This window comes from Mesorhizobium sp. M2A.F.Ca.ET.043.02.1.1, from assembly GCF_003952405.1.
Classification (GTDB): domain Bacteria; phylum Pseudomonadota; class Alphaproteobacteria; order Rhizobiales; family Rhizobiaceae; genus Mesorhizobium.
The window spans coordinates 451960-477766 of sequence record NZ_CP034445.1 but is presented as its reverse complement, the minus strand read 5'-3'; the positions used below and the strand labels follow the sequence as shown (position 1 = coordinate 477766).

Below are 25807 nucleotides of genomic sequence, written 5' to 3'. Positions count from 1 at the left end.
TTGGGCCGGCCATGAGCAGCACAACCTATTCAACCCTTCCTGTCCGCCGGCGCCGGCGAGAGGCCGGCGATCCGACGGCGCCTGCCATCCTCGAATTCCAGTGGCCATCGACGGCGGTCGTCAACGCGCCCATTCCACGGGTCGCACGCAGCATCGTCTGGATCATCTCCAGCATGGTCGTCGCCTTGATCGCGCTCGCAGCGCTGATCCCTGTCGACCAGGTTGTCACAACACGGGGGCTGGTAGTCTCGCAATCGCCCAACATCGTCGTCCAGCCCTTGGAGACTGCGATCGTCCGCTCGATCGAGGTGCGCGAGGGGCAGCGTGTGAAGGCGGGCCAGTTGCTGGCGCGCCTCGATGCCACCTTCGCCTCGGCGGACCTTACCGCGCTGGCCACCCAGGTCGCCACGCTCGAAGCCGAAGTGGCGCGCCTGAGGGCGGAAGCCGACGGCAAGCCGTTCAGCTATGATGGACTAGACCCAAGCTGGACATTGCAGGCCTCGATCTTCGATCGGCGCAAGGCGGTCTACGATGCCAAGCTGGAAAGCTTCGACCGGCAGCGTGACGAGTTGAGCTCCGTCATCTCGCGCTCCCAGTCCGATGCAGACGGCTATCGGCAGCGGCTCGCCGTCGCAGCGTCGATCGAAAAGATGCGCCAGCAACTCGAAGAAAGACAGGTTGGGAGCCGTCTCAACACGCTTCTCGCCGAGGACAATTCGGCGGAGATGTCACGATCGCTCGCCAACGCCGTGCAGACGACCGAGGCCGCCAAGCGCCAGCAGGCAGCGGTCGATGCAGAGCGCAACGGCTACATTCAAAGCTGGCGTGCCGACGTCTCGCAGAGCCTGTCGGAAGCCCACTCGCGCATGTCGGATGCCCGCGAGCTTTTCAACAAGGCGAAGCTGCGCAAGCAGTTGGTGGAGTTGAAAAGCGAGGCCGACGCCACGGTTCAATCGGTGGCCAAGGTTTCCGTCGGCGCGGTCCTGCAGTCCGGCGAGCGCTTGATCACGCTGGTTCCCGCCGATGCGGTGCTTGAGGTCGAGACCAACATCGTCGGACGCAGCAGCGGCTTCGTCCATGTCGGCGATCCCGTGGCCATCAAATTCGATACCTTCCCCTATTCGCAATATGGCCTGGCTCACGGCACTGTTCGCACAGTCAGCCCGGATTCATTCTCGGCCAGGGAGCAGGCACGCGATCCAAACAGCTCGCTGGCCATGCTTCCGGCGGATACCGATCAATTCTATCGCACGCAGATCTCGATCGACGATGTCGCCCTCCACAGCCTGCCAGCTGGTTTCGCGATCAGCCCCGGCATGCCTGTCACCGCCGATGTCAAGGTCGGCCGGCGTACCGTGCTGAAATACATGCTTGGCGCCATGCTGCCGATTGGACAGGAAGCGATGCGGGAGCCCTAGGATGGCTATCCTCGACCGCCTGACTGGACGCTTCCGTCCCGCGCTGGCGCTTCGCCGGGCGATCCAGCTTTCCGACAGCGGCAGGCTTGCGGAGGCATTTGCGCTGATGGCTATCGCGGCAGGCGCCGGCATTGTGGAGGCACAATATCGGGTCGGCCGTTGCTACTTGGAGGGCACCGGCGTCCCGCCGAGCCACTCGGAAGGGGCGCGTTGGCTGCGGCGAGCGGCCAATCGCGGCAGTCCCGATGCGCAGGCGCTGCTTGCCGCGCTGTGCATAGCAGGGCTTGCAGGCAAGGAATCAGGTTCCGAAGGCTTGTTCGAACGGGATTCCTCGCGAGAGCCGGACTTCACGGCAGCGCTCGAACTCGCGCGGAAGGCCTCTGAGGCGGGCTCTGCAACAGGGCAGGCACTAATTGGCTACATCCTGAGCAAAGGGCCCAAGGCGATGCGCGATCTCGATGCAGCGCATGGCTGGTACGAGAAGTCCGCGGCGGCCGGCTGTCCTGAAGGATGCCTCGGCTTTGCCCTTTCCTTGGCCCGGCTGCGGCAACCGGAGCAGCGAGCCAGGATTGCCGCCGAGGTCCGGCGCGCCGCGGATGCCGGCCTGCCGACTGCGCTCTATCTGCTTGCCATCCTCAGCGAGCACGGAGTGGGCGTGCCCGTCGATCTGGAAGCGGCTCAGAGACTCTATCGAGAGGCCGCAGAGAATGGGCACGCATCCGCTCAATTCCGGCTCGCGCTAGCCCTGATCGAGGGTAGCCTGGTGGATCAGGATGCCGTCGCTGGGGAAGCCTGGATGCGCCGCGCCGCGCTGACGGGAAATGTCGATGCCGCTTATCGCGTCGGCGAACTCTATGCCGGCAACCCCCAGCGGGACTATGCCGAGGCCGCGACGTGGTACCGGCGGGCCGCGGATGCGGGCCACCAACCGGCCGCCCGGGCCTTGGCATCGCTCTATCTGTCGGGCAATGGCGTGGCTAAGGACGCCGAGGAAGGTGCACGCTTGCTGCGTGCCGCCGCCGCCAGCGGCAATCGTGAATCCCAGGTTGATCTCGCAAACCTGGTTCTTGACGGTGGGGGCGAACCAGATGATGAAATCAGCGTAGCTGGATGGTTCGGGGCAAGTGCGTCATCGGGCGACCTGGTCGCTGCGTTCAATCTCGGTCTCTGCTTCGCCAACGGGCTTGGTGTGCGCAAGGATCAAGAGCGCGCAGCGCATTGGATAGCCCGCGCGGCCGAGGGCGTGGCCGAGGCGCAATACATGTATGCCCGCATGCTCCAGGATGGTCGGGGCATGGCGGCCGACCAGAGGGAGGCCCGCCTCTGGTTTGAGCGGGCGGCCGGGGCAGGCATCGTCGATGCGCAGGTGGCTCTTGCCGAAATGCTCTACAACGGCCGCGGCGGAGAACGCTCTTTGATAGCCGCGGCACATCTCTTCAAGCAAGCCGCCGCCGCAGGCCATGCCGGGGCGATGTTCGCGATCGGCGCATTGTATGAGACCGGGCAGGGCGTGTCGCTCGACTACAAAGCGGCGCAGAAGTGGTTTGCAGCCGCCGCCGAAAGGGGCCACGGACATGCCCAACTCATGCTTGGCCGCTATCTCTCCAGGGGCATTGCCGGCGATCAAGACCCGGCTGCTGCTCGCATTTGGCTCGAACGGGCTGCTGCACGCGGTGTCGAGGAAGCCTCTGATGAGCTCGCGGAGACAGAACGGCGACATAGGTCGCGACCTTTGGCTCCCGGATTAGGTGCCTAGACTAACCGGCCGACACGGGACACAGCTGTAAATAGCCAGAAGGGGCCACTGACGACGTCTTTGCACACGGCGTTCCGGCAGAAGTAGATCATGCTGCTAGAGTCCGCGTGCGATGTTGACCGCTCGCCGGTCCGAAGATCGGCTTCTGTCAGGGTTCTAATGAAAGCAGAGCATCCCTGACGGCCGCAAAGCGGCCGCTAGATAATTCTACATTTCACGATCGACTGGGGTTCTTGGAAGCTTTTCGAACTTTCTGGGTCGAGCACAGCCCGAATTGCGAGTGCTTATCGGCAGTGAGAGCGAGGAGCCGGGGTAGATAGAGAGTCCCGCTTGGCAAGCCGTCCCGAACGTGGGACGGATTCCACAGTGCCCTCGCCAAGTTCGGTGGCAATCCTTGGTGTCTAGAAGCTTGGCATTAAGCAACCATGCTACTCTAGAAGAAGTTGCGCGGCGACGTGGGTCCGACTGACGCGGCGCGTCGATTGTGTTCGCGATGAGCGTCCGCCCCCTCAGGAACACAATTGAAAGGTTCGCCTTCGCCGCCGGCGTGCACGATCTGGTCGTCCGTTTGCCGGAAGGCTATGAGACGCGGATCGGCGAAGCCGGCTCGGCGCTTTCGGCGGGCCAGAGGCAGCGGGTGGCACTGGCCCGCGCGCTCTACGGCGATCCCTTCCTGGTCATCCTCGATGAGTCGAATTCCAATCTCGATGCCGAGGGCGAGGCGGCGCTGACGGAGGCGATCCAGGGCGTGCGCGCCCGCGGCGGCATCGCGGTCGTCGTGGCGCATCGTCCCAGCGCGCTGGCCAGCCTCGATCTGGTGCTGGTCATGGCCAATGGCCGCGTGCAGGCCTTCGGGCCGAAGAACGAGGTTCTGAACAAGGTTACCCGTCCGGGGGCGGCGCCGTTGAAGGTGGTTGCCGGGGCCGAGGAGACCGCATCCTGATGGCCGACGAAGCTGCTCCGGTCGAAAAGGCCATTCGCCGCTATCTGATCGGCGGCGTCGCCGCCTGCATCCTTCTTGTCGGCGGCGGCGGCCTTGCCGCCGTCACCGAACTGTCCGGCGCGGTGATCGCTTCCGGCAGGCTGGTCGTCGATTCCAGTGTCAAGAAGGTGCAGCACCCGACCGGCGGCGTTATCGGCCAGATCCTCGTGCGCGAAGGCGATGCGGTGAAGTCGGGCGACGTCCTGTTGCGCCTCGACGAGAGCGTGACGCGGGCCAATCTGGCGATCGTCACCAAAGGCCTCGACGAATTCGAGGCCAGGAGGCGATTGCGTTTCCTCAATCGCTGACCTCTCGACAGGACGATCCGACCGTCGCCCGCGCCATGGCCGGAGAGCAGTCCCTGTTCGAATTCCGCCGGCAGTCGCGCGCCGGCCAGAAGGCGCAGCTCGAGGAGCGCATCGCCCAACTGGCCGAGGAGAGCTCCGGCTTGAGCGAGCAGCGCGTCGCCAAGAGCCACGAGATCGAGCTGATCGGCACCGAGCTCGAAAGCATCCGCAAGCTCTGGCAGCAGAAGCTGGTGTCGATCGATCGCCTGACCGCGCTCGAACGCGACGCCGTCCGTCTCGACGGCGAGCACGGCCAGCTCACCGCCTCGATCGCTCAGGCGAAGGGCCGCATCGCGGAGACGCGCCTGCAGATCATCCAGGTCGACCAGGATCTGCGCAAGGAGGTCGCGACCGAACTGCGCGACGTCCAGAGCAAGATATCCGAGTTCGTCGAGCGCAAGGTGCCGGCTGAGGATCAATTGAAGCGCATCGACATCCGCAGCCCGCAGGACGGGGTGGTGCATCAGCTTGCGGTCCATACCGTCGGCGGTGTCATCACCCCCGGCGAAGTCGTCATGCTGATCGTGCCGGTGGCGGATGAGCTGACCGTGGAGGCGCGCGTGGCGCCGCAGGATATCGACCAGCTGAAGATAGGCCAGGAAGCGGGACTGAAGTTCTCGGCGTTCAACCAGCGTGTCACGCCGGAGCTGAACGGCAATGTCAAAGAGATATCCGCCGACCTCAGCCTCGACGAGCGCAGCGGCGCGGGCTTCTACACCGTCCGCGTCGGCATTCCGCGCCCGGAGCTGAAAAAGCTCAAAGGTCTGGCGCTGGCGCCCGGCATGCCTGTCGAGGCGTTCTTCTCGACGGGCAACCGCACGATGCTGTCCTATCTGGTCAAGCCGCTGGCGGATCAGATCGACAGGGCGTTCAGAGAAGAGTGACCGTGCCCATATCTCAATAGCCTATTGACCCATTGCGGACGATTGCAACCTGCTGGTTCACAAACCATCCGGGGATACCTGACTGCCGGAACCGCTAGTGCGATGCCTTCAACTTAGGTTGGTCGTGACCGGGTTTCCGGTCAGCAACACTGAGTCACCGACGAACCCGAGATGAATGTGAAACATCCCTTTCACATTGAAGCGGTTTTTGACCGGGTGGGATCCGGCGCTCGCCAATCTTCGGTGCGTCATTGGCCCTTTTGCTCTTCATGCCGTTCCGCAGCGAACGCCTGTTTCCCCTTCGCGGCCCACAGTTCCCGGGCATGCTCGCCCTCATGGCTTTGGAGCTTGGCGGCGATCCAAAGCAGCGCGCCGAAAATGGTGGCGCGATCATCAGGGTCAGATCGACGATGCCGGCCTTGACGACGAGACCGCCGAATTCAATCAGATGTCGGGTGCGTTTGCGGCGGTCGACCTGCCAGGAGCGCTACGCAGGTTGCGCTGAGATGCCGGCACAGCTCGCCGGGGCCTGCTCTCGAAAAACATCACCCCACGCTTGGCCCATGCCTCGCGTTTTGCGGCGTCCTTCGTCTCGGCGATTGCGACCAGGGCGCCGGCCAGTTCGTCGGTGCTGAGTTGATCGGCGCCGGTGGCAATGACCAATTCGCCGAGCTGCTGCACCTTTCGCGTTTTGAGCTCTCGCGCTTTTTCTTCCAGGGCGTGAAGTTCGGCGTCGAAGTCTCGTTGTTTGCGCATGGCTGTCTCCATTGATTGTCGATCCGACAATGATAGGGGAGCGTTCGCCGGAAGGCTTCAGGGTTGCCGAGACAGCCCGGGACGGGCTGGTCCATCCCGAGAATTTTTCGAGGGAGGGCGCGCTTATACGTCGTGCCGACGTGCGCTTTGGCGTGCAAATGATTTGGTCGCGATGGCAATCTTATCATCTTCACGTCAAGGTCATTGGCCGCAAGGCAGGCAGCAGCGCGGTTGCGTCTGCAGCCTACCGCTCGGCGTCTCGGCTGCGCGACCAGCGCATCGAACGCACTCATGACTTCTCGGCCAAGCGTGGCGTCGTCCATTCCGAGGTCCTGCTGCCGGAGAATGCGCCGGAAGCCTGGAGCGACCGCGAACGGCTCTGGAACGACGTCGAGGCGTTCGAGGTGCGCAAGGATACCCAACTGGCCCGCGAGGTGGAATTTGCTCTGCCACGCGAGCTGAGCCTGGCGCAAGGCATCGAATTGGCACGGGACTTCGTGCAGGCCGAGTTTGTCAGCCGGGGCATGGTCGCCGATCTTAACGTGCATTGGGACAGGGCGGAGGACGGAAGCCCTAAACCGCATGCCCATGTCATGCTCACCATGCGCTCAGTCGATGAGAACGGCTTTGGCCCGAAAGTACGCGACTGGAACAGCACTGAAATGGTCGAGCGCTGGCGCGAGCGATGGGCGGGGCTTGCCAATGAGCGCCTTGCCGAACTCGACATCGACGCCCGCATCGATCATCGCAGTCTGGAAGCGCAGGGCATTGCCTTGGAGCCGCAAACCCAGATTGGAGCACCGGCCCAACGCATTGAGGGAAGCGGCCTTGACGCTGTCGACCTTGAAGCCGATCGCGCCGAGCTGCATCGTGAGATCGCGCGCAACAATGGCGCACGCATCATCGCCGACCCTTCCGTGGCGCTGGATGCCATCACGCATCAGCAATCGACCTTTACGCGAAAAGACATCGCCAAGTTTGCGCATCGCCACAGCGACGGAATCGAGCAGTTCAACGATGTAATGGGAGCCATCAGCGCAGCGCCCGACCTAGTCGAACTTGGGAAGGACAGACGCGCAGAAGACCGCTTCACCACACGGCAAATGATCGAAACCGAACAGCGCCTGCATCATGCGGCGGAACGCATGGCTGCAGAGGGACAGCATGCGGTGAGTGAGCCGGTTCGTGCGACGGCTGTGGCGCATGCCAGGCAGCGCGGCCTTATTCTGTCAGGCGAGCAGAGCGATGCGCTGGAGCACATCACGGACGGCCGCGGTCTTGGTGTCGTTGTCGGTTTTGCCGGAACGGGCAAGAGTGCCATGCTGGGTGTTGCGCGCCAGGCATGGGCAGGGGCGGGCTACGAGGTTCGAGGTGCTGCACTCTCCGGCATCGCGGCCGAGAATCTCGAGAGCGGTTCCGGCATCTCTTCTCGCACCATCGCCAGCTTGGAACATGGCTGGGGGCAGGGCCGCGATCTGCTCACAGCTCGTGATGTCCTGGTGATCGACGAGGCAGGCATGGTCGGCACGCGCCAGTTGGAGCGCGTGCTCTCCCATGCCGCGGACGCTGGCGCTAAGGTCGTGCTGGTCGGCGATCCGCAGCAGTTGCAGGCGATCGAGGCCGGCGCCGCGTTCCGCTCACTCCACGAGCGTTATGGCGGCGTCGAGATCGGCCAGGTGCGCCGACAGCGCGAGGACTGGCAGCGTGATGCCACGCGCGATTTGGCAACCGGCAAGATCGGCGCTGCGATCGGCGCCTATGAGGCACAAGGCATGGTGCACCAGGCCGCGTCGCGCGATGAGGCGCGCAGCGATCTTGTCGCGCGCTGGGACCGCGATAGGCAGGCAGAGCCCCGAGCAAGCCGGATCATTCTCACCCACACTAACGACGAAGTGCGCGCGCTCAACCAGGCAGCGCGGGAGCGCATGCGCGCTGCCGCAGCTCTCGGCGATGAGGTTCAGGTGGGTGTAGAACGCGGTGCGAGAAACTTTGCGAGCGGCGACCGGTTCATGTTCCTGCGCAATGAGCGGGGGCTCGGCGTCAAGAACGGCACGCTCGGCGTTATCGAAGAGGTCACCACACAAAGCATGACGGTTCAAACCGACGACGGCAGGTCTGTGAGCTTTGACCTGAAAGACTATGCTCATATCGACCACGGCTATGCCGCGACCATTCACAAGGCCCAGGGCATGACCGTCGACCGCACCCATGTGCTGGCGACGCCAGGCATGGACGTCCATGGCAGCTACGTTGCCCTGACGCGGCATCGCGACGGGATGGACATGCATTACGGCAGCGATGACTTTGCGACCCGCGAACGGCTCCTCCGGACGCTGTCACGCGACCGCGCCAAGGACATGGTATCGGATTACGACCAGATCGACCCGGCGCAGACCTTTGCCGAGCGACGCGGGATCACCTTCCGCCAGCGTGTGGCCGAGATCGTGCGCCGGATCCTTCCGGAGAAGGTCCGCGACAGAATCGGCGGGCTGCTCGACGGGTTGGGCGCGCCTGGAGGAGCGGAGGCCGGTCAGGACCGTGGGCATCAGTCGGGAAGGGAAGACGGTCGAGCGCAAAACGGTGATGCCGCGCCTGGAAGAGAAGCTGCCGCCAGAGGAGCGCTGCGCGAGGCGGATACGCCGGTGGATCCGGAAGCGGCGTTGCGCAGCGCTCGCACGGAGGCGCTTGTGCGCCACGCGCGTGCCCTCGAAGCCGTTATCCGCACCGGAAATGCGGACGGGCAGGGGACGCCTGAGCAGATGCGTGAATTGAGAGATACGCGCGACGCTTTCGGGAGAGTTCGGCCTCATGGCTGGCGCGATGCCGAAGCGGCCTATGTCAAGAACCCTGAGCTGATCCGTGAAGCGGCGGCCGGTCGCGTCAACCGCATAGTGCTTGCTCTTCAGCTTGAAACCGAAATCCGCATTGGACCGGAAGCAGGTCCAATCGGCCGCGCCGACCGTTTCGTGGACCGCTGGCAAAAGCTCCACCGGACAAGCCAGGACCAATACCAGGCCGGTGACATGTCCGGCTACAAGTCAACGCGCTCGGCCATGTCCGCTATGGCCAAGAGCCTCGAGCGCGATCCGCAACTGGAATCACTACTCGCCAATCACAAAAAAGCGCTTGGCATCCAGGTCGAATCCGGCCGGCGGCTGGGTGTGGAACTCGGGTTCAACCACGGCATTGGCAGGGGGCGTGGCATAGGAATCTAAACTTGTTACGAAATCCGCCAGAGCCGCATCGACCTTCGAAGCTTAAACCTCCTCTGATGTTCGCCGCCAGACAGGCCATCAGGGAAGCGCTGACGCCGCAGCGGCGGAAGGGTTGGACGCCATGCCCCTGACGATAGTTTGGAACCGATGGCGCGGTAAACCACGCGCATTGCATCGAGCCCGCCGTTCCCTTGCGACGTCCACCGGGTTGCCGAGCAATGCGTTATTCGGATAGGCATTTGCCACAGCCAGTCGCTGACGATGGTTCGTATGAGGTCCGCTCTCGTGAGCCCCATTTCTTCCGCCACGTTCGACAAGGGCTCCTGTACGCTCGGCTCAAGGACCAGCCCGGCTACGTTTCGGAGCATCAAGGCTGCTCGTCGGAGCATGACCTGAGGGTCCGCCCGGGACACCTCGGCGATTTGATTGGCCGCGCATTCCAAATCGGCGGCGATGTCATAACGGCTCATGTCGGCCTCCAGCTATAGGTAGTGCTCGCCCTCCGCCCGGTGTTCAAAGCAGAGCCAGTGGGGTGCCTGCTTCGGCTGCGCAAACCCCCAGCCGGCATCCTTGGCGCAACCTTCGTGTTCCCAGATATGATGCTGGACGCCGGGCCGAGTGGCATATTCAGGTCTTTGCACTCGGATTTTGTCGCCCATATACAACAGTGAACAAAATGAGAACAAATCTGTCACGCGCCTCTTGACCGGAGCCGCTGCCGTTCCTCATTCCAGGTCATGCCCGAGCAACCCGAGAAGCGGCCTAGAGGTGCCGCATGGACACTGACGCATGCCCATGACGCGGGGCAGGTGGCGGGCATCCGCTGCGCCCGCTGCAGGGTCACGCGCTTCTACAAACCGGCAGGCTTCAGGAGGTGATCGGGAACGTCACGATTGACGAGGTACGCGAGAAGGTGCGGTGCCAAACGTGCAAGAGCAGAGAGTGGATGAGCGCCCAGCTCTTTCATCCGACCGGAGAGCAGGCGCACACCAACGGCACAGGCGGCTCGTGGAAATCAGGTGGGTAAAGCGGGTCATCTGGCGGGACGAGTAGACAAGGTTGCCGCGAATGCGCGCTGTGCGAGGCCGCTCTTTCATCGACCTATGTCTCGGCAACGGAAGCCTATCTTGCGGCCAAATGGGGCATCACGATCTAAAAGTTCAGGCGGCCGATGTCCTCGTCTGCCTTGGGCAAAGGCAGCAGCTTCCGGCGAGGAGTCGGCCGCTTGCGTTCTTCGATAGCTTTCAGGCGGGAGATCGTTTCCAGCCGTTCGCATTCCTTCCCAAGGGCATCCTCGTCCTGAGCAAGCTTGGTGCGCCTGGCTATCTCGCGCCGGAATGGCTTCCCGGATGAAACTTGCGATCGGCTCGTCCAGGGCGAGCAATTTGTCGCTGGTCGCAATTGTGCCTTCAGGCATCTTCGCTGCCAGAAGTTCGGGGAGTTTGCCGCTACGTTTGACCTTGCCACCCTTGTGCATGCCGGGGCGGATTTTCATTGGAAGGGACGGGTCTGCAAAATCTTTTCCAAGCTCCGGACAGGGGAATGGAAATTCTACTGGCAGACAAGCGCCCTCAACTACCCACCAGGTCCTCCTCGGTAAGCGCTCGGTTCTGCCGAATGCCAGGAGCGGTCATATATCCCGCCCGGGTGGGGCGACCTCTCTGGAGTTCGCCATGGGCCGGAATACCCCTTCGTTGAAGACACGCTTGGCAAAAAGCTGAGGGCCGGCACCGGCCTATCCGTCTACTGCCTCACATGCCAGCGCCGCGCCGTTCTCGACGTCACCGCGCTGGCCAGGCGGTTCGGGCCAGACCAGCCATGTTTGCACTGGGACTTGCTCAAGATCATCTTCTGCAGCGAGTGCCGTGGCGCCGGCCGGGAAGACCGCAATCTGCAGTTCACAAACTATGCCGTGACGCCAGAGCAGCGGAAGGGCTGGACGCCTTGCCCGTAACCAGCCCTATGACCTCAGTCCATCTGACGGAGGCCGTAACGCCACACCACTCGGTGAAGCAAATTGCTACTCGACCTTCACGTTGATCATGATGCTGTATGATGCGCCATCGTATGTGTGTACCGACAAGGCGACTTGATCCTGCCCCTTGAACCCCGGGCTCGATCGGTACAGCACCTTTATGCCGTCCACCTTACGGAAATTGCATTTCCATCGAATGTTGCTTTTGGTGAAATGGGGAAATGTCTTTGCATTGAGGATCGAGATCTTCCCATGGCTCGGTCCTGAAACCGCCTTCAGATCGACAGGGCCCGCGTTGGAGCAGTCTGGGTTAACACTAGCGCCGTCATAAACATTGATTTCTTTCCCCGATAGCGCTGTCCTTTCAAGGGTTTTCGTATTTCCCCACGCGGCGGCCTGGCCTGCACCAAGCCCCCAAAAAACAAGCGCAATCCCAAGAGCAGTAACGCGGTAGACCATTTTTGTTGCCCCTTCGTTTGAGGTAGATACCCCCTGGGACGGTTGTAAACGGGCCTTAGCAAAACGCCACGATCCATTTCTTCAGTGGCATCAAATGATTGTTATTTGGTCCTACGGTAATAACCGGATTCTGAGCGAGTCTTTGAAAATCGATCGATGCCCCGGAAGAAACTGGTCGTAACGTGGAGAAGCAGCGGAACGGCTGGAAGCGAGGGCTCCTCCGTCGCCGCTGGTACATCCGCAGTCGGCGACGGAGGTCGGAAGCGGCCCGGCACGCTGACGGGGTAGGCCAGTGAGCGCCGGGCCTAACCGGGGGACTTCGGCTCGCGCAAATATACTCCTCTGCCCAAATAGAAGGCACATATCCATAAGGACGACGAGGGAGTAGCCACAGCCCGTCTCATCTCGGGACCGAATTGCTGGCATCAATTTTGCAACAGCCAAATTGCTGGCAAGGGGGATACTCTTCGCATGCGATTGTCTACTCAGCCTGGGCGGAAGCCCAGGATCACCGAAATGCATATACTCGGCGCCACTCCAGATCGACGATGTTCAGATCGATGAGAACGGCGATGTGACCGTCTCGATTATTGCTGACGACATCTACTCGAAGCAATCGAAACAGCGCTATCAGATCACACTCACCGAAGCCGAGATCGGCATTCTCTTCCGTCGCGCCGAACGGTGCTTGCGAGCCTGATGCTTGCCGATAAGCCCGCCGCATGCACGATCCGCGGGGGCATGCTCGACCGCAACACACAGCGGCCCGACAGGTCCACGCGTTGGGGTGCGTTGGGTTGAACCGCCGGGCCTAGCCGACTCGGGGTGGCGTAGAGGGAGTCGGCCGATGCAGAGGTTACATTAGCAAGACTGCATGAATATCACGGTTGGTTACATTTCACCGATTTGGTAGTGTCGACCCAAGCGCAGGGATGCATGACCATCAACGACGACATAGCTCGGGTCGAACAACACATTCGCGAGATTGAGGCGCGAATAGAGCGCCAGCGCGGGACAATCACTCAGGCGGAGGAAGCTGGCTTGCCGACAGAAGGGCCACGCAATTTCCTATGGTTCCTGAGAGAGACGTTGAGCCTGAGCCGCGATCATCTGGCCCGACTGATCACCGATGAAGCCATGGCTTCCCGCAATTCTGGAAATTCAACCTGAGACACCGCGGCATGCGCGACAGTGATTTGACCGAGCGGCCTGGAAAGGGCTGGACGCCATGGGAACGCGGTCCCGGCCAGGTCAAGATTGAGGCGATCTGGTGGGACGCGAGAGCGCTTCATTTCCCCAAGCTGAATTGTAGCTGCTGGTTTTCAGGATCCGAACTCGTCGGCATCGAGCATTGGGATATCGCGGCGACAAATGGTGCATGCGCAAGCCGCTGGACGATCACCCGCCCTTACCCGAGCTCTACAAGCGCGAGCGGGAGCGGACCAGGAAGCCTGGATCGAATCCGCATTGCTGCCCAGACGCGAATGCTTGCCCAAATTCAGGCCACAGGGAAGCGCCACAGCGCGCCCGACGCCGAGGCGGTGTAGGAGCGTGGCAAAGAGGAAGCGCGCGCTGGCAGATCTCAGAAAGGGTGATTCCTTGGGCTCAAGCCTGCCGACACTCGGTTTGCGACATCCCTGATCAAATGATGGATTGCGGTCGGCCCGTGCTTCGCACATGCTGCCACGAAGAATTCCATCGTCTGTGCGACCTGTTGCATCTCCCGGAAGTTCCGCGACATCAATTCGTCATTCTCGTCAAACGGGTGCAACATCACGTATTCCATGCGCTCAATGGCATCGGGGAATCTGGCGAGGTAGGCATCCAGAAACTCGTCGATCTGTTCGTCGCTGAAGTGCTTACCCATTATCCCCGCAAGCGTGACGCATCATTGATCCCCCGCAAGACTTGCAGAGGCAGCATCTCGCAACTGAAGCGCGCACGCAAGCGAACCTGAGCCGCATGGCCTGCAATGCAATGGAACTGGCCAGCCAAGCCCGCCAGAGGGCGATCGAGGCGAGGGCGGCTTAGAGGGCAGCAGCGCCAAACACCGGACAATCAGGCTGCCATCTTTTCATTCTTTGGCCTGACGCTCATGAAAATGAACAGCTTCGGATTATCCAATGTCCCGTTCATACGATAAACCGAGGCCGATACAGTTCGAGCGTCGAGCCAATACCCGACGGTTTCAGCCTGCAGGCGATTTACATATCCGACGCACCGATCTCCGGCACAGACGTGGATTGCCGCGGGGTCATATTGGTTGTCCGGTTCAGGCACAAGGCTCACCGGCTGATCCGGCGCCAAACCGAGCGTGGTTCCGATTAGGAGATGCCTGGTGCCCGCCACCTCCATTACCATGTCCGCCTTGGCGGTACTTTTGTCTAGCGGATCAACAATGGAAAAACCGTCGCTGGGTAATTTTGCTCCGTGTAAGCAAGCAGTGCGAAGTCGGAAGGATTGGCGTCAGGTGCGAGTCCATACAACTGAAGAAACGCTCCAAAGTCTGGGCGGCTGCGCGGCGGCAACCGTCGCATCAACGTAGGTAACACCTCCGACCTGTGGATGGGTCGCTGCATGCTAAAAGCCGGATACCCTAAGAACCCGAGGCCGATAAGCTTTTCCCTGCCATGCCCATTGAGTGCTCGGAATTCCGAATCCGACGTGACATATCTGAAGCTGCATTCCTGGCCAGATATATCGATCACTCCAACGGCCCAGCGCTGCCGGTTCCCAAGGTGGTCCGGGGCCTGCCATGCGAGCAACAACTGCTTCGGCTCAGCGAGATATTTGATGGAGCGGGTCATCAGTAGCCGATCGCTTCTTCGAGCATTGCTTTCCGCGCCTTGATCAGTGTGTAGACAAAATCGACGCGTGCTGTGCTGAACGGAATGCCGACATCGAACAGCGAACAATCATGGAAAATCTTCGCGATCTACAGCATCTGGAATCGAACCACATTTGCGGCCGCAACGCCAGCCTCTGGGTAATGCTCGAGCAGTTTTTTGCAAAGGGCTATATGGCCGGTCGGCTCATCCGATTGCATATCCCAGCCAAGATGATGGCGCCCTTTCTCGATGTATGTGCGAAGCGCTTTAGCTTCCGAGGCCGTACGCAGGGCATCATCTTTGAGTTCGTACGCCAAGCTGGTGGCGTTATCGAACAGAGGTGCTAGTTGGTAAGTCGGCTGGCCGTTGGGCCGTCGACGGACAAGAAATCCCCAATTTTCCGTACGCCGATCAGTATTGCCTATCAGAGCGTCAAAGATCACTGCCTTTGTCCACCAAGCCAAGAAATCGGATCCGCTTCCGAGCACAAACGGCAAATCCTCGCATTCTCTCGAATGTTGTGCGGTCTGCCGCCCTTGAGGCCGCGGTGAAACCCCGCTAGTACATCTGCTCCGTGCACTAGGCGCGCTGGATGGGGCTCGCCAGGGTAGCCATAAAAGAATTCAACCAGGGCGCCACATTCACCAGTTCGCGAATCCACTGCGAGAAAACAGGGCGGCACTGGGAGAGCAAGCAAGCTCCCGATCTGGTATGCGATGAACTCCGACCACATCTGCCGGGATCGCCATCCGTACGCCGTTTTGAACAGGTATGGGTGTCTGGGGATCAAGAGCGGAGTCGGCGCATCGTCAGGTACGAAGACCATTTGCTTCGGTTTGGTGCCGCCCGGGAAAATCCCGAAGCTCTCGTCGCGCCGCCAACTGGCGATATCGATAGCAGCTGATTGGGGCGGTACAGCCCGAGATGACCAAGCTGTTGGAGTGCGAAGAAGTTCGTTGCTCAAATCGTCGAGAATCCTTTTCCCATTTAGGTGACACGGCGATCAGGAAAGACGCAAGCGGGCTCCCCGAAGGGACGGGCGACCAGTTCTGCACACTAATTCCGTTGCACAGCGGGATTATCGGTGACGCCCGAAATCTGGCCTGTCTTTTCATGGGGCAAGCAGAGCAAGCTTCCAGGCAGCGAAACTGGATGCTTGAAATGCACGGCCACACTCCCGAGCAATGGGCTGCCATGCCGTATGCCGAGCGCATGCCCTGGACAACATCGAGGAGGATCGCCGCCATGGATGACCTCCAACTCACCAAGAAGGCCGAGGCCTATGTCGCGCTGAGCCCTGGCTTGGATGGACAGGGAACGGCCCGAGGACCATGTCCCTCGACCTCGACCTCGACCTCGACCTCGACGGCCGCGGCAGCGCCTATGATGACCGCGAAGCCGATGACAGTGACTATGAGCCCAATGGGGATGAGAAGGATCTGTCCTGGGCCGTCGGCGGGGGAAAGGGCCCATTGGTGCGAGGACGCCGAAGACGGTGGCGACCTTGAGCACAATCTGGGCTGGCGGGAAGCTGGGTCGCTAACGGGCGATCTGGCCTGCTTCGGCAGTGCGGAAGAAGACGAGCCGTCCTTGGGCTGGACGAACCACATCGACCAGCGCTTGAGCATGATCGAGACGGAAACGACTGGCACGTGATGGACGGGGAGGAAGACCCCGACGACGAGGACGAGCGAGAGGACGACAGCTACAGCGGCCTCTGAAATTCTAATCGAGTTGGAATATGGCCCGGCTGCTATGTGGCCGGGCTTTTTTCTTGCCGAAGAAGATTTGGTGCACTCGGCAGGGCTCGAACCTGCATCTGCCCGGGAGGATCCCGCTCTGTCCTGACTTGAGCTACGAGCGCTGTTGTTGGCAGCCTAAAATCGCAGCGCCCGTTCGATCAATTTGGAGGTTGGGGGGACCGGCATCCATTGGAAGTAGGAACACTCTCAGGAAAGAGGACGCTTCGGCTTTCGGGCCTTTCTCTTACCCGGCGATCGCCAGCCCGACCGCTATACCAATTCCGATAGCGAGCCCGGCAACGAGATTGCCGGCCAGGCGCATCCCGAAAGCAGCGGCAAGGGCGCGCAGATTCGACTGTGGTCGGGCCTGCAGCCGGATCAGATCATTAAAAACGTATTCCATGAGAACGACCCCCCTTCGCGTGTAGATCGGCGCCTAGCGAAGTCGAGCTGTGTAGATATGCTGTAGATCAGCCGTTTTTGGGCTGACTTGGAAAACTCTGAAGACCTTGGAATTGTTGGCTCCCCGGGCCGGATTCGAACCAGCGACCAACCGGTTAACAGCCGGTTGCTCTACCACTGAGCTACCGGGGAACGGAGGCTCTGACGTGAGTGGCGCAGCCTATAGCAAACACCTTTCGGCTTTGCAAAGCAGCATTTCGCAATTTTTCTCCAGTTTTTGATGCGGCTATTTGTGCCATCGTTCGGCGCGCCCACATATGAAGGGCTTCACTCCGGCACGGAACAAAGCGGCCGGTCATCGCCTTGACATGGCTTAGGCAGCGGATGGGATTGGTTTGAATGACCGCAGCGGACGATGACAACGCCCCGGCACGGAAGATTTCGATCTTAGGCCGCGAGTTCACCATGCCGCGCTCACGCGGCTGGCGAATCGCCATTGGCATGCTGCTTACCCTTGGCGGGCTTCTGGGCTTTCTGCCGATTCTCGGCTTCTGGATGATTCCGCTCGGTCTCCTGGTTCTGTCCTATGAATTCGCCATGATCCGGCGCCACCGGCGGCGTTTCATCGTCTGGTGGGAACGTCGGCGTCGACCCGACTGAGAGGCAGGGACGGCTGCACCACGGCGATGCCGGAGTCGCGACAACCGATTGGTAATCACCACTTTGGCCGCTCCATGCGAAAGCATCGGGAATGACGCGCCGCCGCTTGACGACCTTTGAGCGTCAACATAATGAGTTCGCTCGGAACGCCGGGAGCATTGCGAGGCCTCGTGGCGGAGTGGTTACGCAGAGGACTGCAAATCCTTGCACCCCGGTTCGATTCCGGGCGAGGCCTCCAGATGCTTGCGGGCTCCAGCGCAATCGCGCCGGAGCGGGGGTTCCGGTTGAAGTTTTAGCCGCGCGTTTGGCGCGGGGAGCGGACTGTTGGGACATGAGCGCTGATTTTTCCGAACGCCGCGTGAAGATGGTCGACGGCCAGGTCCGCACCACCGATGTCACCAGCGCGCCTCTCATCGAAGCGATGCTGAGCGTTCCGCGCGAGGCCTTTGTCGACGCCGGGCAGCGGGATCTGGCCTATATCGACGAAGACATCCGCATTTCGAACGGCGCCAATGGCGGCGGCGCACGCTACCTGATGGAGCCGTCGCCGCTCGCCAAGCTTTTGCAACTGGCCGAGATCGACGCGAGTGATTCGGTGCTCGATGTCGGCTGCGGCAGCGGCTATTCCGCCGCATTGCTGTCCAGGCTTGCCCGGTCCGTGGTGGCGCTGGAAAGCGATCCCGCGCTGGCGGAGACCGCGAAATCCACGCTGTCCAGCCTTGGCTGCGAGAATGTTACCGTGGCCACCGGGCCGCTGCCGCAGGGGCATGCCGCTAAAGCGCCCTACAACGTCATCTTCGTCGGCGGCAGCGTCGAGGAAGTGCCGCCGGCGCTGCTCGACCAGCTTGCGGAAGATGGACGCCTGGTTGTGGTCGAGGGACAAGGCAACTCTGGCGTGGCCCGGCTGTTTTTTAAAGCCGGGGGGGTTGTAACCGGAAGACGGGCCTTTAATGCGGCAATTAAGCCACTACCGGGCTTCGAACGTGCTCACGCGTTTGAATTCTGAGCGTTTTGCCTTGCAGCGAAGGCGCTGTCATGATCGCTTGCGCCTGACAATCGTTGCTGATTTGGTTAACCGGGCGTTTCGGGAGGCCGTCAGCGGGGGAACGATAAACAACGCGGCGCCGGCCGATCCGCAAGGGTAGGCTGACGCGGCGTGGTTCCCATGCAAAACGAATGAGGGAAATAACGTGCCGCCTCTACCTCTACGCAAGAGTGTTTTAGTAGCTATCCTTGTTTCGGCCACGGCGCTTTCGCCGTTGGCCGCCTCCGCCGAGACCATTACGGGCGCTCTCGCCAAAGCCTACCAGTACAATTCGCAGCTCAACGCCGCTCGCGCCGGCGTGCGCGTGACTGACGAGGGCGTTGCCATCGCCAAGTCGGGCTGGCGCCCGACCGTCACTGGTTCGGCCAACATCGACTACACCAACACGCACGGATTTGGCACCAGCAGGAGACTGACGACCGGCAGCTTCGGCGTGCAGATCAACCAGACGCTGTTCGACGGCTTTCAGACCAAGAACAATGTTGCTGCCGCCGAATCGCAGGTGAAGGCTTCCGTGGAAAGCCTGCGCAACACCGAAGAGAACATCCTGTTCAACGCGGCGAGCGCCTATATGGACGTGATTCGCGACCGCCAGGTCGCGGTGCTGACCGAGCAGAACCTGCAGTTCCTGACCGAGCAGGCGCGCGCCGCCCGTTCGCGCTTCGAGGTCGGCGAGGGCACCCGTACCGACGTCGCCCAGGCCGATGCCTCGCGCGCCACGGCCGTGGCTCAGTTGAGCGCCGCCCGCGCGACCGCTCTGGCGAGCGCCGCCACCTACCATCAGATCGTCGGCGACGAGCCGGGCAAGCTGAAGGCGGCCTCGCCGCTGGGCAAGCTGCTGCCGGGCAATCTCGATTCCGCCCTGGCTGTCGCTTCCGCCGAGCATCCGGCCATCCTTGCCACGCAGCATCTCGTCGATGCGGCGGCGTTTTCGGTGAAGTCGTCGGAAGGTGCGCTGCTGCCCCAGCTTTCGGCCTCCGCCGGCATCTCGGACAATTACAGCCACACCTCTCCCGGTTCCTCCAGCAGTCCCAACGGTAGCTCGACGTCCGCCAATATCGGCGCTACTCTGACCATACCGATCTATTCGGGCGGCCGGACCTCGGCAATTGTGCGGCAGAACAAGGAATCGCTCAGCGAGGCGCGCATCCAGGTTGATGTCAGCCGCGACCAGGTGCGCCAGGCCGTGGTCTCGGCCTGGACGCAATATGTCGCAGCGCGCGAAAGCGTGGATGCCAACAGGCAGGTCATCGACGCCGCGCAGCTGGCGCTGAACGGCGTCATCGAGGAGCGCAATGTCGGCCAGCGCACGACGCTCGACGTGTTGAACGCGCAGAACGCCGTCATCACCGCCAAGATCAACCAGGCAAGCTCCGAGCGCGACGTGGTGGTGGCGAGCTACGCCATCCTGTCGGCGATGGGACGGCTGTCGGTCGATCGCTTGGGCCTGGCGGTCACCAAATACAGGCCGGAAGAGCATTACAACGCCGTCAAGGACAAGTGGATCGGATTGCGCACGCCCGACGGACGCTGATTTCCGATCCAAGCTTCGATAAACGCCGCGCGTCCCATGGATGCGCGGCGTTTATCTTTTCCGGATGACTGACCGGGCTGCGCATCGCCTAATCTGTTGAAATCCAAAGAGTCCCCAGATTGGGGATTCTCGGATGGCGATCGGTCGGTTACGCTGTCTCCACTGATTCGAATTCCGGCCCGGGCAGGAACGGAATTGCGTAATGGGTCACAAGGGCGGCGGATGTGACGATGGCGACGGCAAGCAGCGCGCAGCGCGAACCTTCCATGGAAGAGATACTGGCTTCCATCCGAAGGATCATCGAGGACAGCGATACCGGTCGCAAGCAGCCGGCCGAGGCCGGTGACCTGCGCCAGGACCTGGAACCGGCCGCCGTCAACACTCCCTCCGCTGCGATACCCGCTGTCGAGGTCGACGCCTTTCGTTCCGAACTGCATGCCGATGCCAGTCCCCGCAAGCCGGCGACGCTGGCGGAGGTCCAGGCCCAGCTTGCCGCGACCGATCCAGTGCTTGCGCGCGCCGAGGCTCGCCCGGAGCCGGTGAAGGCAGCGCCGGCGACCCCGGCGGAGGCTGGTGTCAGACACGCGGTCGAGCCGAGCGCGCCGGCAGCCGCCAACAGGCCCGCCGCTGCAAATGCGCCGCAGACCGCCGAGACCATTGTCGCCGATTGGCGGCGGGAAATCGCCGCGGCCGGAGGCAGCACCGTTACGGCGAAGCCGGCTGTCCGGGCTCCGGAAGCCGCGCCGCGGGTCGAGATCGACAAGGAAGAACCAGCGGTCGAAGCTGTCGCGCATGCCGGCGCTCCCCAGTCCTCCGCGCCTGAGGCTCAGCCGTCCCGTCCCGCGATCCTTTCCGAGCACACGGGCAGGCAGGTTGCCGCCGCTTTCGGCGAGCTTTCCGATGCCTTTGCCAGCCGTGGCAAGAAGAGCTTCGATGAAATGGCCGAGGAGATGCTGCGGCCGATGCTGCAGGATTGGCTCGACAACAACCTGCCGACGCTGGTCGAAAGGCTGGTGCGCGAAGAGATCGAGCGCGTGGCGCGCGGCGCGCAGTAGCCGCCGCAACACGCAGGCTGAAAAGCGCCGCCTTCGGGCGGTGGCTTGTTCAAGGCTCTTAGGTGAGCGCGCGTAGCTCCCGCTCGGCCGGGATTGTCGCTGGTCGAGGGCAGGCCTATCTGTGGCAGTGATTGCTGCTCTCGCGGTTGACTCGGCCAAGACCTTCCGATTTACACCGGACGCTTGTTACCGACAGTTCGGACCTCCTCCATGCTTGAAAAGACCTACGACGCCAAGACCGTCGAGCCGAAGATCGCCAAAATCTGGGAAGAGGCCGACGCCTTCCGGGCCGGCGCCGGCGCGGAGGAAGGGGCGGAAGCTTTCACCATCGTCATCCCGCCGCCGAACGTCACCGGCTCGCTGCATATGGGCCATGCGCTCAACAACACGCTGCAGGACATTTTGGTGCGCTTCGAGCGCATGCGCGGCAAGAACGTGCTTTGGCAGCCCGGCATGGATCACGCCGGCATCGCCACGCAGATGGTGGTCGAGCGCCAGCTCATGGAAAGGCAGATCCACCGCCGCGATCTGACGCGCGAGCAGTTCATCGAGAAGGTGTGGGAGTGGAAGGCCGAATCCGGCGGCGCGATCTTCAACCAGCTGAAGCGCCTCGGCGCCTCGGCCGACTGGTCGCGCGAACGCTTCACCATGGATGAAGGCCTGTCCAAGGCGGTGCTGGAAGTCTTCGTCACGCTCTACAAGGAAGGCCTCATCTACAAGGACAAGCGCCTTGTGAACTGGGACCCCAAGCTGCTCACCGCCATTTCCGACCTCGAGGTCGAGCAGCACGAGGTCAACGGCAATCTCTGGCACTTCCGTTACCCGATCGAAGGCGAAGCGTTCGACCCGGAGAACCCGAGGACCTTCATCACGGTCGCCACGACGCGCCCCGAGACGATGCTTGGCGACACGGCGGTTGCCGTGCATCCGGGTGACGAGCGCTTCACCGATCTGGTCGGCCGCAACGTCGTGCTGCCGATCGTCGGCCGCAGGATACCGATCGTGGCGGACGAGTATTCCGATCCGGAGAAAGGCTCCGGCGCTGTCAAGATCACACCGGCGCATGATTTCAACGATTTCGAGGTCGGCAAGCGCCACAAGCTGCCGGCGATCAACATCCTGACGGTCGAAGCCGCCATCAAGCTCAAGGACAACGAAGATTTCCTCGCCGGTCTCGAGGTCACGCCGGAGCGCCAGGCCGTATGGGACGAGCTCGACGGGCTCGACCGCTTCGCTGCTCGCAAGAAGGTCGTCGAGCTGATGGAAGCGGGCGGGTTCCTCGACAAGATCGAGCCGCACCGGCACACCGTGCCGCATGGCGACCGCGGCGGCGTGCCGATCGAGCCTTTCCTGACCGACCAATGGTATGTCAACGCCGCCGAGCTCGCCAAGCCGGCGATCGCCTCGGTGCGCGAGGGCCGCACGAACTTCGTGCCGAAGAACTGGGAAAAGACCTATTTCGACTGGATGGAGAACATCCAGCCCTGGTGCATTTCGCGCCAGCTCTGGTGGGGCCACCAGATCCCGGCCTGGTATGGGCCGGACGGGCATGTCTTCGTCGAGAAGACCGAGGAAGAGGCTTTGGCCGCGGCGGTCGAATATTACCTGGCGCTGGAAGGGCCGTGGAAGGCCTGGGTAGAGGACAAGCTCGAGAATTTCCAGCCGGGCGAGATCCTGACCCGCGACGAGGACGTGCTCGACACCTGGTTCTCGTCGGCGCTGTGGCCGTTCTCGACGCTCGGCTGGCCCGACCAGACGCCCGAGCTCAAGACCTATTACCAGACCGACGTGCTGGTGACCGGCTTCGACATCATCTTCTTCTGGGTCGCCCGCATGATGATGATGGGCCTGCACTTCATGGACGAGGAGCCGTTCCACACCGTCTATGTGCATGCGCTGGTGCGCGACAAGAACGGCGCCAAGATGTCGAAGTCGAAGGGCAACGTCATCGATCCGCTCGACCTGATCGAGGAATACGGCGCAGATGCGCTGCGCTTCACGCTGACTGTGATGGCGGCTCAAGGGCGCGACGTGAAGCTCGATCCGGCGCGCATCGCCGGCTACCGCAATTTCGGCACCAAGCTGTGGAACGCGACGCGCTTTGCCGAGATGAACGAGGTTGCGCGCAACGACGATTTCTGGCTGAACGACGCCAAGCTGCCGGTCAATCGCTGGATCCTCACGGAACTCACGCGGGCGGCGCGCGCGGTGACCGAAGGCATTACCAGCTATCGTTTCAACGAGGCGGCGGGCGCTGCCTATCGCTTCGTCTGGAACCTGTTTTGCGACTGGTACCTGGAACTGCTGAAGCCGGTGTTCATGGGCACGGACGAGGCCGCCAAGGCCGAGAGCCGGGCCTGCGTCGCCTTCGTGCTCGACGAAATCTACAAGCTGCTCCATCCAATGATGCCGTTCATGACCGAGGAGCTGTGGGCGCAGACCGCTGGCGAGGGCAAGGAGCGCTCCTCGCTGCTTTGTCATGCCGCCTGGCCGTCGCCCGACTTCGAGGACGAGGAGGCTGCCGCCGACATCAACTGGCTGGTCGACCTCGTCTCGGGCATCCGCTCGGTGCGGTCGGAGATGAACGTGCCGCCGGCAGCGATCGCGCCGCTGATGGTGATCGGCGCCAACTCGCTGACGCAGGAGCGGCTGGAGCGTCACGCCCAGGCGATCAAGCGGCTGGCGCGCGTCGGCGATATCGCGTTGGTCGACGCGCCGCCAAAGGGCTCGGCCCAGATCGTGCTCAACGAGGCGACGATAAGCCTGCCGCTCGGCAGCCTGATCGACCTCCAGGCCGAGGCCGCGCGGCTGCAGAAGGAACTGGCCAAGGTGACCGAGGAGATCGCCCGCCTGCACAAGAAGCTTTCCAACGAAAAATTCGTCGCCAACGCGCCGGAAGAGGTGGTCGAGGCCGAGCGCGAGAAACTCGCCGAATATCGCGAGGCGCAGGAGAAGCTTTCGGTGGCTTTGACAAGGGTTCGCGACGCGGGCTGAGCAGGAAGATTCGGCCTCGCTCCAGAGTCGCTTTCCGGTACGTTAGCTGCCTCGAAAATGGGCGTGTCGCTACGTTAATTTTGACGTAAACGGAAAGTTTGCGCCCCATTGTTGCCATAATGTAACAATGGGAGCCTGTCGGCCTCAAAATCAGCTGTTTTTGCGTTGTTTTGGGTCTTTTCTTCGCATTTTTTCTGCCGTTTGATCGCGGTTGTCGCGATTTGGGGCACCAATTGCGGCGCCTCTCACCATGGCGAAAATGCGTGCTGTCAAGGTGTACATGTACAGCTCTTGAAAACATTGTTGCGTCGTTAACCCGAATTGGTTCTAGCTTGAGCCACTTGTATTTCGGGGAGGGATTTCCATGAATATTCTGCGGCTCAAAGCTCTGGCGGGGGCAGGCTGCTTTTCGATCGCATTGATCGGCGCCGCGATGCATCCCGCGCATGCCGGCGGTCTGGAGCGCGGCGGCTACGACATCGATCTGCTGTTCGATCCGGCGCCTGTCGCAACGGAAGCCGAAGCGACCTATGTGATGCCGGATCGCAAGTACAAGAATGCACTTGGTCCTGGCGGGGCTCCCCTGGGCCCGGGCTTTAGTTCTACGGCAGACGGAGCGGAGCCTTACTGGGTCCCGCGCATCGGCGTCAAAGCCCAGGTCGTCCAGGGTGTCGACTGCATGTTCGACTACTCGCAGCCTTGGGGCGCACATACCGCGCCTGGTAGTAACTGGAATGGCGCGGTTTCGAACATTGAAACTGACATCAAGAGCGACAATTACGCGGCGACCTGCTCGTATAAGTTTGACGCGGGCAAAGGCCAGCTTCGGTTCCTGGGCGGTGTATTCTATCAGAAGGTCTACGGCTTCAAGGAAGGCTTAACAGACATCGGCTTTGGCCCCATGGTCGGGCGTGTCGATCTTGACAGCAGCGGTTGGGGGTGGCGTGCGGGTATTGCGTATGAAATCCCGGACATCGCATTGCGCGCCAGCCTTGTTTACAATTCGCAGGTGAAGCTCGACAACATTTCTGGCACGTTGGACATCGGTGGCGTCGTCTCCACCCCGATCTACGCTCCAACCCAATCCATGCCGGACACGGTCGAGTTCAAGCTGCAGTCGGGCATCGCGCCCGGCTGGCTCGCTTTTGGCTCGGTCAAATGGGTGAATTGGAGCGTTCTGCAGATTGTTCCGATTTGTACCGAACAGTCGAAGGCGCTCGGTGCCGCCTGTAACAGTGGCGTGGCGAACCCGGCTGTCAGACCGACTTCGCTCGACCTCATGTATCGGGACGGCTGGACCGTTTCCGGCGGCATCGGCCACAAGTTCAACGATCAATGGAGTGCCGCTGGCCAGCTTACTTGGGATCGCGGCACCTCGCATGGCTATGGTGTCCAAACCGACACTTGGACGCTCGGCGGCGGCGTTGCCTACACGCCTCGGCCAAACATCGAGTTTCGCTTGGCCGGGGCCATCGGAGTTATGACCAGCGGCCATTCCGGAACGCTTACCGACGAGAATGGTTTTATCGCGGGCGAAGACGCTACCTATGACGTTGGCAACGATCTGGTCACAGCGATTTCGGGTGGCCTCAAGATCAAGTTCTAAGTCTCTGAAAATTCACCGAAAAGGCCGGGCAATGCCCGGCCTTTTTGTTGTGTGACCGACCGTCCAGCCTGAACTCTCGGCCCGATATTCCAGATTCGCTGCCCAGCCGGCGCCTCATACGATTGTGACGTTTCGGCAACAGTTTATGA

20 protein-coding genes, 3 tRNA genes and 3 pseudogenes are annotated in these 25807 nt (G+C 61.8%); 15 read left to right on the top strand and 11 right to left on the bottom strand.

Annotated features, from left to right (window positions below; genetic code table 11):
* Positions 1-11: 11 nt before the first annotated feature.
* From EJ068_RS02295 to EJ068_RS02280, 4 genes and pseudogenes are all read left to right on the top strand, one after another.
* Complete coding sequence (locus tag EJ068_RS02295; protein ID WP_127252066.1) at positions 12-1418, top strand: HlyD family type I secretion periplasmic adaptor subunit; 1407 nt, start codon at positions 12-14, stop codon at positions 1416-1418.
* A gap of 1 nt (position 1419) precedes the next feature.
* On the top strand, positions 1420-3174 hold the full coding sequence (locus EJ068_RS02290; protein ID WP_127252065.1) for an SEL1-like repeat protein: 1755 nt from the start codon (positions 1420-1422) through the stop codon (positions 3172-3174).
* A gap of 538 nt (positions 3175-3712) precedes the next feature.
* Positions 3713-4117: pseudogene (locus EJ068_RS02285) on the top strand (ATP-binding cassette domain-containing protein); the annotation flags it as partial.
* Positions 4117-5387: pseudogene (locus tag EJ068_RS02280) on the top strand (HlyD family type I secretion periplasmic adaptor subunit). The pseudogenes EJ068_RS02285 and EJ068_RS02280, both read left to right, overlap by 1 nt.
* 248 nt (positions 5388-5635) lie before the next feature.
* On the opposite strand, the pseudogene EJ068_RS02275 reads toward EJ068_RS02280, so the two are convergent.
* Positions 5636-5835: pseudogene (locus tag EJ068_RS02275) on the bottom strand (conjugal transfer protein TraD).
* On the bottom strand, positions 5832-6143 hold the full coding sequence (locus EJ068_RS02270) for a conjugal transfer protein TraD (protein WP_210212033.1): 312 nt from the start codon (positions 6141-6143) through the stop codon (positions 5832-5834). The pseudogene EJ068_RS02275 and the gene EJ068_RS02270 overlap by 4 nt, the downstream one beginning before the upstream one ends.
* A 158-nt stretch (positions 6144-6301) precedes the next feature.
* Between EJ068_RS02270 and traA the strand changes: the two genes are divergently transcribed.
* A complete protein-coding gene (traA, locus tag EJ068_RS02265) occupies positions 6302-9358 on the top strand; it encodes a Ti-type conjugative transfer relaxase TraA (protein ID WP_127252068.1) in 3057 nt (1018 codons plus the stop codon).
* A gap of 5 nt (positions 9359-9363) precedes the next feature.
* Here traA and EJ068_RS02260 read toward each other — a convergent pair whose 3' ends face one another.
* The 3 genes from EJ068_RS02260 to EJ068_RS02245 all read right to left on the bottom strand — a co-directional run bounded on the left by EJ068_RS02260 (position 9364) and on the right by EJ068_RS02245 (position 12516).
* Positions 9364-9828: a hypothetical protein gene (locus tag EJ068_RS02260; protein ID WP_127252063.1), complete on the bottom strand. Its 465-nt coding sequence runs from the start codon at positions 9826-9828 to the stop codon at positions 9364-9366.
* Between the two features lie 1550 nt (positions 9829-11378).
* Positions 11379-11792: a hypothetical protein gene (locus EJ068_RS02250; RefSeq protein ID WP_127252062.1), complete on the bottom strand. Its 414-nt coding sequence runs from the start codon at positions 11790-11792 to the stop codon at positions 11379-11381.
* A 508-nt stretch (positions 11793-12300) separates the two neighbouring features.
* Positions 12301-12516: a hypothetical protein gene (locus EJ068_RS02245; RefSeq protein WP_127252061.1), complete on the bottom strand. Its 216-nt coding sequence runs from the start codon at positions 12514-12516 to the stop codon at positions 12301-12303.
* A 212-nt stretch (positions 12517-12728) separates the two neighbouring features.
* Here EJ068_RS02245 and EJ068_RS02240 point away from each other — a divergent pair, with 212 nt between their 5' ends.
* Positions 12729-12962, top strand: coding sequence for a hypothetical protein (locus tag EJ068_RS02240; protein WP_127252060.1), 234 nt, complete (start codon positions 12729-12731; stop codon positions 12960-12962).
* An 11-nt stretch (positions 12963-12973) separates the two neighbouring features.
* Positions 12974-13339 carry a hypothetical protein gene (locus EJ068_RS02235; RefSeq protein ID WP_127252059.1) on the top strand — a complete coding sequence of 122 codons (366 nt, stop codon included), beginning with the start codon at positions 12974-12976 and terminating at the stop codon, positions 13337-13339.
* Positions 13340-13374: 35 nt separating this feature from the next.
* Here the strand turns inward: EJ068_RS02235 and EJ068_RS02230 are convergent, their stop codons facing one another.
* The 3 genes from EJ068_RS02230 to EJ068_RS02220 form a co-directional block, all read right to left on the bottom strand.
* On the bottom strand, positions 13375-13659 hold the full coding sequence (locus EJ068_RS02230; RefSeq protein WP_127252058.1) for a hypothetical protein: 285 nt from the start codon (positions 13657-13659) through the stop codon (positions 13375-13377).
* A 191-nt stretch (positions 13660-13850) separates the two neighbouring features.
* Positions 13851-14147 (bottom strand): HIRAN domain-containing protein, encoded by a 297-nt coding sequence (locus tag EJ068_RS02225; RefSeq protein ID WP_189342100.1) that lies wholly within the window; start codon positions 14145-14147, stop codon positions 13851-13853.
* Positions 14148-14727: 580 nt separating this feature from the next.
* A complete protein-coding gene (locus EJ068_RS02220) occupies positions 14728-15063 on the bottom strand; it encodes a hypothetical protein (protein WP_189342099.1) in 336 nt (111 codons plus the stop codon).
* Between the two features lie 481 nt (positions 15064-15544).
* On the opposite strand from EJ068_RS02220, the gene EJ068_RS02215 reads away from it, so the two are divergent.
* The gene (locus EJ068_RS02215; protein WP_129554457.1) at positions 15545-16276 is read left to right on the top strand and encodes a hypothetical protein; all 732 of its coding nucleotides are present in this window, start codon (positions 15545-15547) and stop codon (positions 16274-16276) included.
* 133 nt (positions 16277-16409) lie between these two features.
* Here the strand turns inward: EJ068_RS02215 and EJ068_RS02210 are convergent.
* The 3 genes from EJ068_RS02210 to EJ068_RS02205 all read right to left on the bottom strand — a co-directional run bounded on the left by EJ068_RS02210 (position 16410) and on the right by EJ068_RS02205 (position 16956).
* Positions 16410-16484, bottom strand: a tRNA-Gly gene (locus EJ068_RS02210).
* A gap of 122 nt (positions 16485-16606) precedes the next feature.
* Positions 16607-16765 carry a hypothetical protein gene (locus EJ068_RS32470; protein ID WP_189342097.1) on the bottom strand — a complete coding sequence of 53 codons (159 nt, stop codon included), beginning with the start codon at positions 16763-16765 and terminating at the stop codon, positions 16607-16609.
* A gap of 116 nt (positions 16766-16881) precedes the next feature.
* Positions 16882-16956: transfer RNA gene (locus EJ068_RS02205), tRNA-Asn, on the bottom strand.
* 207 nt (positions 16957-17163) lie between these two features.
* Here EJ068_RS02205 and EJ068_RS02200 point away from each other — a divergent pair.
* The 7 genes from EJ068_RS02200 to EJ068_RS02170 all read left to right on the top strand — a co-directional run bounded on the left by EJ068_RS02200 (position 17164) and on the right by EJ068_RS02170 (position 25658).
* Positions 17164-17424 carry a hypothetical protein gene (locus EJ068_RS02200; RefSeq protein ID WP_126082274.1) on the top strand — a complete coding sequence of 87 codons (261 nt, stop codon included), beginning with the start codon at positions 17164-17166 and terminating at the stop codon, positions 17422-17424.
* Positions 17425-17588: 164 nt separating this feature from the next.
* A tRNA-Cys gene (locus tag EJ068_RS02195) sits at positions 17589-17662 on the top strand.
* 93 nt (positions 17663-17755) lie between these two features.
* Positions 17756-18430: a protein-L-isoaspartate O-methyltransferase gene (locus EJ068_RS02190; RefSeq protein WP_127252055.1), complete on the top strand. Its 675-nt coding sequence runs from the start codon at positions 17756-17758 to the stop codon at positions 18428-18430.
* A 184-nt stretch (positions 18431-18614) separates the two neighbouring features.
* Entirely contained in the window at positions 18615-20003 is a 1389-nt protein-coding gene (locus EJ068_RS02185) for a TolC family outer membrane protein (RefSeq protein ID WP_127386118.1), read from the top strand.
* Positions 20004-20233: 230 nt separating this feature from the next.
* Positions 20234-21058, top strand: a complete 825-nt coding sequence (locus EJ068_RS02180) for a PopZ family protein (RefSeq protein WP_127252169.1) — start codon at positions 20234-20236, stop codon at positions 21056-21058.
* 210 nt (positions 21059-21268) lie between these two features.
* On the top strand, positions 21269-24052 hold the full coding sequence (locus EJ068_RS02175; protein WP_127252170.1) for a valine--tRNA ligase: 2784 nt from the start codon (positions 21269-21271) through the stop codon (positions 24050-24052).
* 364 nt (positions 24053-24416) lie between these two features.
* The gene (locus tag EJ068_RS02170) at positions 24417-25658 is read left to right on the top strand and encodes an OmpP1/FadL family transporter (protein WP_127252171.1); all 1242 of its coding nucleotides are present in this window, start codon (positions 24417-24419) and stop codon (positions 25656-25658) included.
* Positions 25659-25807 lie beyond the last annotated feature (149 nt).

What these genes read in the sequence shown, in the direction of transcription:
- EJ068_RS02295 (WP_127252066.1), top strand. Translation starts at nt 12, where the DNA reads ATGAGCAGCACAACCTATTCAACCCTTCCTGTCCGCCGGCGCCGGCGA.
- EJ068_RS02290 (WP_127252065.1), top strand. Translation starts at nt 1,420, where the DNA reads ATGGCTATCCTCGACCGCCTGACTGGACGCTTCCGTCCCGCGCTGGCG.
- EJ068_RS02270 (WP_210212033.1), bottom strand. Translation starts at nt 6,143, where the DNA reads ATGCGCAAACAACGAGACTTCGACGCCGAACTTCACGCCCTGGAAGAA.
- traA (WP_127252068.1), top strand. Translation starts at nt 6,302, where the DNA reads ATGATTTGGTCGCGATGGCAATCTTATCATCTTCACGTCAAGGTCATT.
- EJ068_RS02260 (WP_127252063.1), bottom strand. Translation starts at nt 9,828, where the DNA reads ATGAGCCGTTATGACATCGCCGCCGATTTGGAATGCGCGGCCAATCAA.
- EJ068_RS02250 (WP_127252062.1), bottom strand. Translation starts at nt 11,792, where the DNA reads ATGGTCTACCGCGTTACTGCTCTTGGGATTGCGCTTGTTTTTTGGGGG.
- EJ068_RS02245 (WP_127252061.1), bottom strand. Translation starts at nt 12,516, where the DNA reads ATGCGGCGGGCTTATCGGCAAGCATCAGGCTCGCAAGCACCGTTCGGC.
- EJ068_RS02240 (WP_127252060.1), top strand. Translation starts at nt 12,729, where the DNA reads ATGACCATCAACGACGACATAGCTCGGGTCGAACAACACATTCGCGAG.
- EJ068_RS02235 (WP_127252059.1), top strand. Translation starts at nt 12,974, where the DNA reads ATGCGCGACAGTGATTTGACCGAGCGGCCTGGAAAGGGCTGGACGCCA.
- EJ068_RS02230 (WP_127252058.1), bottom strand. Translation starts at nt 13,659, where the DNA reads ATGGGTAAGCACTTCAGCGACGAACAGATCGACGAGTTTCTGGATGCC.
- EJ068_RS02225 (WP_189342100.1), bottom strand. Translation starts at nt 14,147, where the DNA reads ATGGAGGTGGCGGGCACCAGGCATCTCCTAATCGGAACCACGCTCGGT.
- EJ068_RS02215 (WP_129554457.1), top strand. Translation starts at nt 15,545, where the DNA reads ATGACCAAGCTGTTGGAGTGCGAAGAAGTTCGTTGCTCAAATCGTCGA.
- EJ068_RS32470 (WP_189342097.1), bottom strand. Translation starts at nt 16,765, where the DNA reads ATGGAATACGTTTTTAATGATCTGATCCGGCTGCAGGCCCGACCACAG.
- EJ068_RS02200 (WP_126082274.1), top strand. Translation starts at nt 17,164, where the DNA reads ATGACCGCAGCGGACGATGACAACGCCCCGGCACGGAAGATTTCGATC.
- EJ068_RS02190 (WP_127252055.1), top strand. Translation starts at nt 17,756, where the DNA reads ATGAGCGCTGATTTTTCCGAACGCCGCGTGAAGATGGTCGACGGCCAG.
- EJ068_RS02180 (WP_127252169.1), top strand. Translation starts at nt 20,234, where the DNA reads ATGGCGACGGCAAGCAGCGCGCAGCGCGAACCTTCCATGGAAGAGATA.
- EJ068_RS02175 (WP_127252170.1), top strand. Translation starts at nt 21,269, where the DNA reads ATGCTTGAAAAGACCTACGACGCCAAGACCGTCGAGCCGAAGATCGCC.
- EJ068_RS02170 (WP_127252171.1), top strand. Translation starts at nt 24,417, where the DNA reads ATGAATATTCTGCGGCTCAAAGCTCTGGCGGGGGCAGGCTGCTTTTCG.